The following is a 13,178-nucleotide window of genomic DNA, read 5'->3' as shown; positions in this document are numbered from 1 at the left end:
CGAGCTGCGCACCCGGCGTCGCCGACGCCCCCGGCGTCACCCGCGTTCCGGCACGCCGACGAGCCCCGACTCGTAGGCCGCGATCACGAGCTGGACGCGGTCGCGGCACCCGAGCTTGCGCAGCACCTCCGACACGTGCGACTTCACGGTCTGCTCGGTGATGAACAGCTCGGCCCCGATCTCGGCGTTCGACAACCCCCGGGCGACCGTGAGCAGCACCTCGCGCTCGCGGCCCGTGAGGTTCTCGATCCCCGGGGCGGCCCGGGTCGTGCGCTGCGCGAAGTCGCCGACCAGGCGGCGTGTGATCGTCGGGCCCAGGAGCATCGAGCCGTCCGCGACGAGACGCACACCCTCGACCAGCCGGGGTGCCGGGGTGTCCTTGAGCAGGAAGCCCGAGGCCCCGGCCTGGAGCGCGTCGAACACGTACTCGTCGAGGTCGAACGTCGTGAGGATCAGGACGCTCGTGCCCGGGTGGCGTGCGCAGATCTCGGCCGTCGCGGTGATCCCGTCCATGACGGGCATGCGCACGTCCACGACCGCGACGTCGGGCCGGTGGGCGGCGACGACGTCGAGCAGCTCGGCCCCGTTCCCCGCCGACCCGACGACGTCGATGTCGTCGGCCGCGTCGAGGATCGCGGCGAAGCCGTACCGGACCACGGGCTGGTCGTCGGCGACCACGACGCGGGTCACGCGTCGGTCCCGTCCACGGCGTCGGGAAGCGGGGCGGCCAGGTCGTCGCCCGTGGAGCCGTACCGGAAGGTCTCCGTGCGCTCCGGTGCCGTGGCCGGTTCCGGCTCGCCGACCGGGAGCGTGAGGTCGACGACGAACACGCCGTCCTGCTCGCCCCCCGTGAGCGAGCCGCCGATCGACTCGACGCGCTCGCGCATCCCGAGCAGCCCCCGCCCCGGGGCGGCGGGGGAGGTGCGGGGGACCAGGAGGTTGGAGAGGCGCGCGGTCACGACCGTGCCCGACGACGCCGCTCCCGTCCCGAGGGCGAGCGTCACCGGCTGGCCCGGGGCATGGCGGCGCGCGTTCGTCAGCGACTCCTGGACCGCGCGGTAGAGCACGAGCCCCTGGGTCGGCGGGAGGTCGGGCACGTCTCCCACGACCGTCACCTGCTGCCCGGCCGAGCGGGCCGCGTCCACGAGCGCCACGACGTCACCTGCCCCGGGCTGCGGCGCCCGGTCGGCGCCCTCGGTGCGCTGCAGCACCGCGAGCACCTGACGCAGCTCTCCCAGCGCGTGCCGGGCGTCGTCGGCGATCTCCGCGAGCACGACCCGGGACTCGGCGTCGATCGACGGGTGCACGTACGGTGCCGACTCCGCGCGGACGGCGACGAGCGAGATGTGGTGCGCGACGACGTCGTGCAGGTCGTGCGCGATCCGGGCCCGCTCGACGGCGACGGTCTCGACCGCGAAGGCCTGGTCGGAGGCGCGAGCTGCGGCGGCCGTGCGCGCCCGTGCGCGGCGGCTCGCGCCGACCGCCGCGCTCGTGGCCAGCACGGCGACCGAGTAGACGACGTAGAGGACGAAGGTGATCCACGCGTCCCTGCCCGGGGTCACCGGGCCCACGGGCAGCAGCGCGTAGATGCCCGTGACGCAGTACCCCGCGGCGATTCCCACGGCGAGGACGAACGGTACGACCGCCCGTCGCCACCCGTCGTACGCGCAGACCACGGCGATCGCGAGCAGCGCGAGCCACCAGGCCCAGACGAAGGTCGCGACCAGCGGAGTCAGGAGGAAGGGCCAGCCCGCCAGCACACAGGCGAGGGCACGGGAACGACGCGAGAGGAGAACGCCGACGGTCGCGCTCAGACTGCCCACCTGGAGGACCGGTGTGATCAGCGACAGGGACGCGAGGCTGTCCCCCCACAGCCCCAGGGGGGACCCGAGGAGAGGCATGAAGGGGGTGATCGTCGCGAACAGCCCCACGAGCAGGGCGAGCACCCCGGGGAAGGCCCAGGGACGCCAGGCTCCGGTCCGGTCGGAGCGGCCGGGGACGACGACCCCGGCGGTCGGCGGTAGGGCGATGGGCTCGGTCGGAGGGGCGGCGGTGACCATGTCGACGATTGTTGCGGGTCCGGTCCGTGGCGCGGCACCGGCGCGCGACGGACCGTGCCTCCCTCCTGCGGGGGAGGCGCTCGCGGAGGCATCGAATGCCGAGAAGTGAGTAGATGCCCCCGGATCCGGCGATCCAGGGGCATCTACTCACTTCTTGGCCGGGCTCCGACGAACGTCAGACGCGCACGACCATCTTCCCGGTGTTCGCGCCGCGCATGAGGTCGAGGAACGCGTCGACGGACTTCTCGATCCCGTCGACCACGGTCTCGTCGAACACGACCTCGCCGGCCTGGAGCCACGCGCCCATGTCGCGCGAGAACGCGGGGAAGTGCTCGAGGTGGTTGCCGATCGTGAAGCCGCGGAGCATGAGGCTGCGCGTCACCATGTTGCCCATGTTCCGCGGGCCCACCGCAGGCTCGGTCTCGTTGTACTGCGAGATCGCGCCGCACAGGGCCGCGCGGCCGAAGTCGTTGAACGCGCCCAGCGCGGCCTCGAGGTGCTCGCCGCCGACGTTGTCGAAGTACAGGTCGATCCCGTCGGGTGCGGCGACGGCGAGCTGGTCGGCGACCGGCCCGTCCTTGTAGCTGAAGGCCGCGTCGTAGCCGTAGCGCTCGGTCAGGAGCGCGACCTTCTCGGGGGTCCCCGCCGATCCGACGACGCGCCCCGCGCCCTTGAGGCGCGCGATCTGCCCCGCGGCGGTGCCCACGGCCCCCGCAGCGCCCGAGATGAACACGGTGTCACCCTCGCGCAGGCCCGCGATCTCGAGCAGCCCGACGTACGCGGTGAGCCCCGTCATGCCCAGGATCCCCAGGTAGGCGGACAGCGGCACGCCCGGGATCTCGGGGACCACGCGGAACGCGGCCGCCTCGCCCTGGGCCACGTCGCGCCACCCGAGCTGGTGCAGCACGACGTCGCCGACGGCGAAGCCCTCGGCCGTCGAGGCCTCGACGCGCCCGACCGCGCCGCCCGTCATGGTCTCGCCCAGCACGTAGGGCGGGGTGTAGGACTTCACGTCGTTCATGCGTCCGCGCATGTACGGGTCGACGGACACGAACTCGTTCCGGACGCGTACCTGGCCGGGGGCGAGCTCACCGAGCTCGACCTGGACGGTGCGGAAGTCGTCGTGCGTGGGCCAGCCGGTGGGGCGGGCGACGAGCTGGATCTGCGTGGAGGAGGTCATGCGTCGGGGTTTCCTTCGGTAGGGGTTCTGCGGGGGGTGGCTTGGTGGCCGTCAGGACACGAGGGTGATCACGAGCAGCACGACCGCGATCGCGGGCGGGACGGCCTGGACGAGCGCGGCGCGGGCCTTGGCGGGCGACGAGACGATCAGCACGAGCCCGGCGAGGACCATCGAGCCGGTCGCGCTCAGGACGAGCGCGGCGCCGATCCCGGTGTGCTCGCTCGTGACCAGCACGATGCCGATCACGGTGATGGCCGCGAGGAACAGGTTGTAGAAGCCCTGGTTGAACGCGAGCTCCTTGGTGGCGCGTGCCTCCTGCTCGGTGGTCCCGAACGTGGCGCGGGTCCGTGGTGAGGTCCAGGACACCGACTCGAGCACGAAGATGTAGACGTGGATCAGTGCGGCGAGGCCGGCGAAGACCAGTGCTGTCGCGGTCATGGGTGGTGTCCTCCAGGGTGAGGGGCGTGCTCTCGTGCCCGCCGCTGCCGGCGCGAACGCCTTTCTGAACCAGTCGGTCTACTATTCGACGGTACAGTTGTGTACCGGTCGGTGCAATACGAGATGCGGAAAGTGAGGCGGTCCACATGGGCAGGTCGCAGTCGTTCGACACCACCACGGTGGTCCAGGCGGCCCGGGACGTGTTCTGGGACCAGGGCCTGGACGGAGCATCCCTCCCGGACCTCGAGCGCGCCACCGGGCTCAACCGGTCGAGCCTCTACCACGCGTTCGGATCCAAGCGAGGGCTGTTCGACGCGGCCGTCGAGGACTACCTCGACACCGTGATCCGCCCCCGCCTGCGCCCGCTCGTCGCCGCAGGCCAGGGGAGTGCCACCGTGCCCGAGGCCGGACGAGCGGTGGTGACGTACTTCGACCGGCTCGCCTCCGCCGTCGGGCAGCTGCCCGCCGACTCACCCCGGCTCGGCTGCCTCCTCGTGGGGTGCGCGACCGGGGCCGCCGGGCACGACGAGGCGCTGCGCGCCGCGGTCGAGGCCTACCGGGCCGAGCTGAGCGACGCCCTCGCCGGGGCGCTGCGCGCCGCGGACCCGGCGCTCGCGGACGACGCGGTCGAGCGGCGTGCGCGCCTGCTGCTCTCGCTCCAGCTCAGCGCGCTCGCGCTCGCGCGCGTCAACCAGGACGAGGCCGTCGCGATGCTGCGCGCCGCCCGCGACCAGGCGGCAGAGTGGGTTCCGCGCGACGCGTAGCGGTGCGGGGCGCAGATGCTTCGTCTGATAGGAAGTAATTCCCCGAACGAGACGAGAAGCCCATGGAGTTCGCCCCCTACCTGATCGCCGGCGTCCTGGCGGTCGTCGGCGTGACCGCCCTCGCGCCACGCCTCGGGGTCGCCGCCCCGCTGATCCTCGTGCTCCTGGGCGTCGCGGTGTCGTTCCTCCCCGCGGTCTCGGCCGTCGAGGTCGACCCCGAGTGGATCCTCGCGGGCGTGCTGCCACCGCTGCTCTACTCGGCGTCCGTCAGCATGCCCGCGATGGACTTCCGGCGAGACCTCAAGGCCATCAGCGGCCTGTCCGTGGTGCTCGTCGTCATCAGCGCCGTGGTGCTCGGCCTCCTGTTCCACCTGCTCGTCCCGGGGATCGGGCTCGCGACGGGCATCGCGCTCGGCGCGATCATCAGCCCCACCGACGCTGTCGCGACCTCGATCGTCAAGAAGGCCGGCGTCTCGCCGCGCGTCGTGACCGTGCTCGAGGGCGAGAGCCTGCTCAACGACGCCTCTGCCCTGGTGCTGCTGCGCTCGGCCATCGCGGCGACCGCCGCGACCGTCTCCGTGGGGCAGGTCGCGGGCGACTTCGTCTACGCGGTCGTCGTCGCCGTCGTCATCGGCTTCCTCGTCGGCAAGGCGAACCTGTGGCTCCGGTCGCGCGTGCGCGAGGCCACCTCCAACACCGCGATCTCGTTCGTCGTGCCCTTCATCGCGTTCCTGCCCTCGGAGCACCTGGGCGCCTCGGGACTCGTCGCGGTCGTCACGGCCGGCATCGTCACGGGCCTCGGCGCCCCCAAGCACCTGAGCCCGCAGGACCGCATCGCCGAGAAGGCGAACTGGCGGACCGTCGAGCTCCTGCTCGAGAGCGGGGTCTTCCTGCTCATGGGGCTCGAGGTGTTCGGGCTCGTCGAGGAGGTCCGCGCGGAGCACGGCAGCCTGTGGACGGCTGCGGGGCTCGCGCTCCTGGCCGCGCTCGTCGTCGTCGCGCTGCGCTCGGTGTTCGTCGCGGCGCTGCTGTGGCTCATGAAGCGCTCCAACCGGCGCAACCCCGAGGTGCGCGAGAAGCTCGCGGCCGCGACCGACAAGCTCGACCGCGGCGAGCTGCCCACGACCGCGGACCGCGGACCGGGCAGGGGCGGGCAGCGACGCCGCGCGCCGCGCCGCGCCGGGGCCCGCGGCCCTGGGCGTCCCGCCGGTCCGGGGGAGGCGCCCTCGCTCGACGACCCGCGCGTCCAGAGCCGCATGGCCCGCGTCCAGACGTTCCTCACGCGCCGCATCGCCGACATCGACTACCTGGCGGCCGAGCCGCTCGGGCGCCGCGAGGGCGTGCTGCTCGTGTGGGCCGGGATGCGCGGCGTCGTGACGCTCGCGGCCGCCCAGTCCCTCCCGGCCGACACCCCGCACCGCGCGCTGCTCGTCCTCATCGCGTTCTTCGTCGCGGCGGGCACGCTATTGGTCCAGGGCGGCACGCTGCCGTGGGTCGTGCGACGCCTCGACCTGACGGTCGACACCTCGACCGAGAACGACGAGCGGCTCGCGCTCCTGGGCGAGCTCTCGCGCGTGGCCGCCGAGGTGCTCGACGCGCCAGGCCTCGCCCGTCCGGACGGGACGCCGTACGCCCCCGGGACGATCGAGCGCGTGCGCCAGGAGATCGCGCACGACGACCTCGTGGACCGCGAGGCGACCGAGGCCGACGAGCAGCACCGGCAGTACCGCGAGCTGCGCCTCGCGGTGCTCGCGGCCCAGCGCGAGGAGCTGCTGCACGTGCGCGACCACGGCACCTACAGCTCGGGGGCCATGGACGAGACGCTCAAGGTGCTCGACGCGAGCCAGATCAGCGTCGAGATGCACGCGCCGTCGGCAGAGCGGTAGCCCCGCGCGGCACCGCCCGTGCCGAGAAGTGAGTTGGTGCCCCTGGATTCGGCGATCCAGGGGCACCAACTCACTTCTCGGCGGGGTGCGGCCGGAGTGCAGGGCGCGCGCTACGCCGTCTGGTCCCGGGCGATGCGCACGAGGTGCAGCAGCGCGTCCAGGTCGATGTCGGCGAGGGCCTTGAAGCTCACGCTCGAGCTGCCGATCTTGGCGCGACCGAGGGTGTGCGCGTACTTCTGGGCGACGTACTGGTCGTCCTCGACGGCGTTGACGTACACGCTCAGGTAGTTCTGCTGGACCGCGAGGCCGACCGCGAACCACTCGACGCTCCCGCCGCGGGGACGTGCCTGGAGCAGGTCGCCGTACCCGATGATCCGCTGGTCGGTGCCGCCCCAGGAGACGCCCTCCCACAGGACCCGGGAGCGGCCCGCCATCACCTCCGAGATCTCGGCGTCGAGGCGCACGGCGTCGTCGCGGAATCGTTCGGGAAGGGTCGTCAGGTACTCGTCGGGGTCGGTCCCGGTCTTCTGCACGGAGAGCTCCATCCGGTCGGGGCGGCTGGTCGAACGAGGCTATGCGGGGTCCCGGGGACAGGCGACCGGGCGCGCCAGAACGTGACCAGACCGTAGCCGCGCGACCCCGGGTGCCCCCTTGCATCTAAGGTGCTATGGTCGAAAGATGTCGCCTCGCAAGAAGTCCGACGACCAGGCCCCCAGCGCCGTCGAACGCGCCTTCGCCGCGGTGTCCGCGTCGATCATCACGGGCGAGACGGCCCCCGGGGCGCTCCTCACCGAGGGCGAGGTCGCCGACGAGCTCGGCATCAGCCGCACCCCCGTCCGGGAGGCGTTCCTCCAGCTCCAGACGTGCCGCCTCCTCACGCTGTTCCCCAAGCGCGGAGCGATCGTCGCCACGGTCGCGGACAAGGAGGTCGCGGACCTCCTCGCGGTCAGGATCATGCTCGAGTCGTCCGCGATCCGCGCCCTGGACGGGAATCCCCTGCCCGACGGCGTCGCGCACGACCTCGACGACCTCGTCGCCCAGCAGGTGGTCGCCGAGCAGGACGGCGACCTGCTCGCCTTCTCGCAGGCGGACTTCGCGTTCCACTCCCGGGTCATCCGCGCCGGCGACAACGACGTGATCGAAGACCTCTTCGCACAGCTGGGCCCACGCCTCGAGCTCCTGACCCATCGCGCGGTCCGTCGCGACGCGACCTCGCCCACGCGGCTCCTCGCCGACCACCGCGTGCTGGCCACGCTCGCCCGCGCCGGAGACGCGCAGGCCTACGAGGCCGCGCTGCGCGCGCACGTCCAGCGGGGCAACTACGGCTGACGGGCCCCGCCCGCCCGGCACCGCCGCCCCCTCGACCTCCCGCTCGGCCTCCTGTCGTGGCCGCGCCCTGCCCGTCGACGAGCCGCCACCGTCTCACCGTCGTCGTCCCCCGAGAAAGAACATGAACCGCCAACGCCCCTTCCCCGGCTGGCTGCGCGTCGCCCCGGCCCTCGTCGTCATGGCCTGGGGCGGGAACCACTTCACGCCGCTGCTGCACATGTACCAGGACCTCGGCGACTACTCGGTCGTCATGGTCGACCTGTTCCTCGGCATGTACGTCCTGGGGCTCGTGCCCGGCCTGCTCGTGGCCGGCCCGCTGTCCGACAGGTACGGGCGCAAGCCGCTCGCCGTCGTCGGCGTCCTGGGCGGGATCGGGGCCAGCGCGCTGCTGGCCCTGGGGTTCGGCAGCGAGGTCGTCATCTGCCTGGGGCGCCTGCTCGCCGGACTGAGCGTGGGCGTCGCGATGTCGGTCGGCACCAGCTGGGTCAAGGAGCTCTCGAGCCCGCCGTTCGACCTGGGGACCGACCCGACTGCGGGCGCCCGCCGCCCGTCGCTGTCCCTGACGCTCGGCTTCGGGATCGGCGCAGGGGTCTCCGGGGTGCTCGCCCAGTGGGGGCCATGGCCCACGATCACGCCCTACGCCGTCCACGTCGTCCTCAGCGTGGTCGCGCTCGTCCTGCTCGCGAGCGCGACCGAGACCATCGGAGGGCACCGGTCGACGACCTCGCTCCTCGCGGACCTGCGGGTCCCCGCCGCCTCGCACCGCCGGTTCGTGCGCGTCGTGGTGCCCGCGGCACCGTGGATCTTCGGGGCCGCCGGGATCGCCTACGCCGTCATGCCGCAGCTCGTGGTCGAGCAGACCGGCGACCTGTCCCTGGCCTACGCGACCCTGCTCACGGTCCTCACGCTGGGCACGGGAGCGGCGGTCCAGGCGTTCGTCCCGGCGATCGACCGCGTCACGCGCGGACGGGCGCTCGTCGTCGGGATGGGCCTGATGCTGGTCGGCATCGTCCTCGCCACGGCCAACGCGGCCGTGCTGTCGCCACCGCTCGGGGGGCTCGCCGCGGTGACGCTCGGTGCTGCCTACGGGATCTGCGTGGTCGCGGGACTGGTCGAGGTGCAGGCCGTCGCGACGCCCACCGACCTCGCGGGACTCACGGGCGTCTACTACAGCCTGTCCTACGTGGGCTTCCTGCTGCCCGTGGTCCTGGCCGCGGCGACCGCGCTCGCCGGGTACACCGTGCTGCTCGCCGTGGTCGCGGTGGCCTGCGCGGGCTGCCTCGTCGCAGTCGCCCGAGGGCTGCGCGCCACGACGTGAGGGCACGCTGTCGCTCGCACGCCATGGCGCAGGTCGAGACGTTCGGATGAGGTCGGTCGGTCCGAAGGGGTGAGTCGGCACCCCCCTGCCGGGCGAGAACGTAGAGGGGTCAGGGCGCGACCAGCGCACACACCCATCACGTAGGAGCTCGACGATCATGAAGGTTCTTCGCACCGTCACCACCACTGCTGTCTCCGCCGCGCTCGTGCTGGGTGGTGGGGCTGCGGCGTTCGCCGCCGAGGGGACGGGAGCCCCCGAAGCCGGCGCCCCCGCCACGACCGACCCCGAGGCGCTCGCCGAAGAAGCACCTGCCGCCGAGGCGCCCGCCCCGCAGAGCACGACGCCGGTCGACCCGGTCGTCGCCCCGGCCCCCGAGGTGCCTGCTGTGCCCGAGGTGCCCGAGGTGCCCGTGGTCCCTGAGGTGCCGACCGACGAGGCAGCGCCCGCCGACCCCGCGCCGGAAGCGCCCGTCGAGGAGGGCGAACCCGTCGCCGAGACGCCTGCGGCGGACCCCGGGGACCAGGCCGCGACCGGGGCGGACGCCGTCGGGCAGGAGACGGACTCCGCCGCGACCGAGACCACGGGCACCCCGCTGGCCGCTGCGTCGGCGTTCGGCGCGCTGCAGTCGACGCCCGTCTACCCCGACGCCGACTACCACCCCCACTGGGAGGACGGTGGCGAGGACGGGTTCGGGTGCGACTACTGGTACTTCATGGAGTTCGGTGACGTGACCTCGGGCCGTGACTGGCAGGGCTGGAGCGGGAACCCGCAGCTGCACATCCTGCACCACACGCTCAAGGACGAGGACGGCACGGTCCACATGGTCTACGACCGCGACATCGCGAACTACTGGTACCACGTGTGGTCTGGCGACGAGACCGTGACGCCCGACGCCGAGGGCATCCACTGGGAGAACACCTCGGCCCAGCAGACCGTGCTCGTCAACGGGTACAAGGGTGGCGCCGACGAGGCAGCCCGGGGGATCGACGCCCAGGCGCTCTTCGCGCGGGCGGGGGTCGTGCAGAGCTCCGTCACGATCGAGCAGTACCAGTCGTACATCGACAACGGCTGGTGGACGCAGGCCCAGGCCGAGGAGTACGTCGCGTCCGAGAACGCGCGCCGTGCCGACTACACCGCGTACGAGGCGACCCAGTTCGCGGTCTGGTACTTCTCGACCGGTCACGACGTCATGGGCCTGTTCTTCGACGTCGACGACGCCGGGCACGTGACCCTGAGCCAGAAGGCGCTCGACCAGTTCACCGCCCAGGAGATCCCCGAGAACCCCGACGAGACCTTCCAGCAGGACTGGACGCGCACCTGGGACCAGAACAGCCAGAGCGACCGCATGGCCACGCTGCAGACCGCGGCCTGGCTCATCGAGCAGGGGCTCACCGCGAACGTCGTCATGCCGCAGCCAGGGTTCGTCTCGCACGGCTACGTCAGGAACACCGACGGGTCGACCGACTACGGCTTCACGGCCTCGCTCGTCGGCGGGACGGGGGACATCCACGTCGAGCTGCGCACCGCGGACGGCCAGGCCGTGCCGGCCGGCGTGACCCTGGTCGACGCGAACGGCCACCCGATCTCGTCCGTGACGCCGGGGCAGCGCGTGTTCGTCCGCGTCCCCGCGGGCCTCGACGTCGCGAGCCTCCCGCAGTTCCAGCTGTGGGGCTCGGCGCAGGGCACCGAGCAGGGCAGCCCGCACTTCTACACCGGCAGCGACCACAACAACCACGGGACGACCGACGAGAACGGCGAGTGGATGCCTGCGACGTTCCCGCACTGGCTCATCGGGCTGGGCGAGCTCGACCGTCCGTCGACCGCCTGGGACTGGGTCGGCATCAGCCTGGCCGACGAGCCCGAGGCGCCCGTCACCCCGGAGGAGCCCACGGATCCTGAGAACCCGGTCACGCCGGAGGACCCCACGACCCCGGTCGCGCCCGAGGGCCCGACGACGCCCGTCGTCACCGACGCCGTGGACCCGGTCTTCGTCGGGACCGACGGGACCGTCCGGACCGCCGCCTCGACCGACCCGACGAACCTGGGCCTGACCGACACCGTCCCGGTGGCCGCCGCGGTCCAGCGGACCGACGCCGCGAACCTCGCCTCGACCGGCGTGAACACCGGCGTGCTCGCGGTCGCCGGAGCCTTCATCGTCCTGACCGGCACGGGCCTCGTGCTCGCGGGCCGTCGCAAGACCCACGCCACCGAGAGCTGACCGTCGCTACCGGCACAGGCCGTCCCCTCCCACCGCGGAGGGGGCGGCCTGCTCCGGTGCGCACTCTTCGACCGCCCTCGCGCGGTGTTCCTGGCTAGCCTGGCAGCATGCGGATGCCCGCCCTGGGGTCGATCTCGCGGCGCGACGTCGCGGTCGCGTCGTTCGCCGCGCTCGCGGGCGTCGCCGTGGCGATCTCCCGCTCGGTGGTGGGCGTCCAAGGCGCTCCCTTGTGGGCTGAGCTGGTCGCGCAGCTCCTGGGCGCAGCCTTGCTCCTGCGGCCCGTGCTCGTCGGGCCGGCTCTGGTGGGTTGCGCGCTCCTGTCCTGGATCTCGCCGATCCCCGCCCTGGTTCTCGCGGCGTTCGCCGTCGGAGAGCGGCTCACCCCACGGCGGGGCGCAGCGTGGGCGGTAGCCGGTGCCCTCCTGGTGCTCCCTGCCGCGCCGCTCGCGTTCGGCAGGTCTGACGTCGCGATCGCGACAGTGCTGGTCCTGCTCGTGCTCGGGCCGTGGCTCGCGGGGCGGAGCCGACGCGCGGAGAGGGTCGCGGCGGCTGCGCTCCGTGACCGCAGAGCCCAGGCCGCCGAACACCTCGCTGCCCAGGTGCGCACGACCGAGCGTGAGCGGCTCGCCCGGGAGATGCACGACGTCGTCGCCCACCGGATCAGCTACGTCGTGCTCCAGGCCAACCTCCTGGAGACCAAGGTCGACGACCCGCAGGTCCGCGACGACGTGGACCGGATCCGGGACACCGCGCGCGAGGCGCTCGAGGAGATGCGGGGGGTGCTGCACCTGCTCAGCCGGGACGGGAGCCCGGCGGGGCTCGAGCAGCCGTCGTTCCGGGACGTCGCCGTGCTGGTGGCGGAGGCGCGGGCCGTGGGACAACCGGTCGAGGTGGACGCCGACGTCGACCCGGGGGAGCCGCCGGGCGTCACCGAGCGCACGGCGGTGCGCATCGTGCGCGAGGCGCTGACGAACGCGGTGCGCCACGCCCCCGGCGCCGAGACGTCCGTGGCGGTCCACGAGGGGGCGGACTCGTTGCGGGTCGAGGTCCGCAACGGGCCGACGGCGATCCCCGAGGTCGAGCTGCCCACGGGCGGGCACGGGCTCCAGGGCATCCGCGAGAGGGTCCAGCTGGTCGGCGGGAGCTCCACGATCGGACCCACGTCCGACGGCGGCTTCCGCGTCGAGGCCGTGCTGCCGTGGGGACCCGCATGATCCGGGTCGTGGTCGTCGACGACGAGAGCCTCTTCCGCGAGGGGATGGCCGCCCTCGTCGACGCGGCCGACGACCTCGACGTCGTCGGGACTGCCGAGAACGGCCGCCTGGGGGTCGAGGCCGTGATCGCGCGCCGCCCCGACGTCGTCCTCATGGACATGCAGATGCCCGTCATGAACGGCATCGAGGCCACGCAGGAGATCCGTCGGGTGGCGCCCGAGGTCGCCGTCGTCATCCTGACGAACTTCCAGTACGACGAGTACGTCGTGCCCGCGCTGCGCGCCGGTGCCGCGGGCTATCTCCTCAAGGACAGCACGGTGAGCGAGGTCCAGCGCGGGATCCGGGCCGCGGCCGAGGGCGACGCGATGCTCTCGCCGGCCGTGACGCGTCGGTTGCTGGACTCGCTCGGTCCCGCCATGACCACCCGGCAGGCGGAGGCGCGGGCCCGGGTGGGCGAGCTGAGCGAACGGGAGCGGGCCGTCGTCGGGCTCCTCGCCACGGGCCTGTCGAACGCCGAGATCGCGCGGGCGCTCTACATGGCCGAACCGACGGTCAAGACCCACCTCACCCACGCCATGGTCAAGCTCGGGGTCACGAACCGGACGCAGGCCGCGATCCTCGGTCACGACGCGGGCCTGCCCGACACGGACGCCGGCTGAGCGAGGCCTCCCCGCGGCATCGGCGGTCCGGGGGCGGACCGGCCTCAGCGAGACGCCCGCCGTGCGCCGTAAGGTGTCACCGAGTGCCGCTGACGATCCGCGGCGAGCGGAG

Annotated in this window: 12 protein-coding genes; 7 read left to right on the top strand and 5 right to left on the bottom strand. The window is 73.0% G+C overall.

All coding sequences use genetic code 11. The features are described from left to right. Positions 1–36 precede the first annotated feature (36 nt). The 4 genes from JOD48_RS00340 to JOD48_RS00325 form a co-directional block, all read right to left on the bottom strand. Positions 37–690, bottom strand: coding sequence for a response regulator transcription factor (locus JOD48_RS00340; RefSeq protein WP_191791155.1), 654 nt, complete (start codon positions 688–690; stop codon positions 37–39). Continuing rightward, positions 687–2,060 (bottom strand): sensor histidine kinase, encoded by a 1,374-nt coding sequence (locus JOD48_RS00335; protein WP_204806635.1) that lies wholly within the window; start codon positions 2,058–2,060, stop codon positions 687–689. The genes JOD48_RS00340 and JOD48_RS00335 overlap by 4 nt, the downstream gene beginning before the upstream one ends. Before the next feature lie 175 nt (positions 2,061–2,235). Further along, a complete protein-coding gene (locus tag JOD48_RS00330; RefSeq protein WP_204806632.1) occupies positions 2,236–3,240 on the bottom strand; it encodes an NADP-dependent oxidoreductase in 1,005 nt (334 codons plus the stop codon). Between the two features lie 51 nt (positions 3,241–3,291). Continuing rightward, positions 3,292–3,678: a DUF1304 domain-containing protein gene (locus JOD48_RS00325; protein ID WP_191791152.1), complete on the bottom strand. Its 387-nt coding sequence runs from the start codon at positions 3,676–3,678 to the stop codon at positions 3,292–3,294. Positions 3,679–3,824: 146 nt separating this feature from the next. Here JOD48_RS00325 and JOD48_RS00320 point away from each other — a divergent pair, with 146 nt between their 5' ends. Both JOD48_RS00320 and JOD48_RS00315 read left to right on the top strand, forming a co-directional pair. Beyond that, positions 3,825–4,442, top strand: coding sequence for a TetR/AcrR family transcriptional regulator (locus tag JOD48_RS00320; RefSeq protein ID WP_191791151.1), 618 nt, complete (start codon positions 3,825–3,827; stop codon positions 4,440–4,442). A gap of 62 nt (positions 4,443–4,504) precedes the next feature. Then, the gene (locus JOD48_RS00315; protein ID WP_204806629.1) at positions 4,505–6,328 is read left to right on the top strand and encodes a cation:proton antiporter; all 1,824 of its coding nucleotides are present in this window, start codon (positions 4,505–4,507) and stop codon (positions 6,326–6,328) included. A 110-nt stretch (positions 6,329–6,438) separates the two neighbouring features. Here the strand turns inward: JOD48_RS00315 and JOD48_RS00310 are convergent, their stop codons facing one another. Further along, positions 6,439–6,861, bottom strand: a complete 423-nt coding sequence (locus JOD48_RS00310; RefSeq protein ID WP_204806628.1) for a hypothetical protein — start codon at positions 6,859–6,861, stop codon at positions 6,439–6,441. Positions 6,862–7,006: 145 nt separating this feature from the next. On the opposite strand from JOD48_RS00310, the gene JOD48_RS00305 reads away from it, so the two are divergent. From JOD48_RS00305 to JOD48_RS00285, 5 genes are all read left to right on the top strand, one after another. Then, positions 7,007–7,657, top strand: a complete 651-nt coding sequence (locus tag JOD48_RS00305) for a GntR family transcriptional regulator (RefSeq protein WP_191791148.1) — start codon at positions 7,007–7,009, stop codon at positions 7,655–7,657. 121 nt (positions 7,658–7,778) lie between these two features. Further along, positions 7,779–8,975, top strand: coding sequence for an MFS transporter (locus JOD48_RS00300; RefSeq protein ID WP_204806625.1), 1,197 nt, complete (start codon positions 7,779–7,781; stop codon positions 8,973–8,975). 157 nt (positions 8,976–9,132) lie between these two features. Continuing rightward, complete coding sequence (locus JOD48_RS00295) at positions 9,133–11,193, top strand: hypothetical protein (RefSeq protein WP_204806623.1); 2,061 nt, start codon at positions 9,133–9,135, stop codon at positions 11,191–11,193. 107 nt (positions 11,194–11,300) lie between these two features. Then, on the top strand, positions 11,301–12,407 hold the full coding sequence (locus tag JOD48_RS00290) for a sensor histidine kinase (protein ID WP_204806622.1): 1,107 nt from the start codon (positions 11,301–11,303) through the stop codon (positions 12,405–12,407). Then, positions 12,404–13,066, top strand: coding sequence for a response regulator (locus JOD48_RS00285; protein WP_191791144.1), 663 nt, complete (start codon positions 12,404–12,406; stop codon positions 13,064–13,066). Before JOD48_RS00290 ends, JOD48_RS00285 begins: the two co-directional genes overlap by 4 nt. The last annotated feature ends 112 nt before the right edge of the window (positions 13,067–13,178 follow it).

This window comes from Oerskovia paurometabola (genome assembly GCF_016907365.1).
GTDB lineage: Bacteria > Actinomycetota > Actinomycetes > Actinomycetales > Cellulomonadaceae > Oerskovia > Oerskovia paurometabola.
This window is presented reverse-complemented; position numbering and strand designations above follow the sequence as displayed.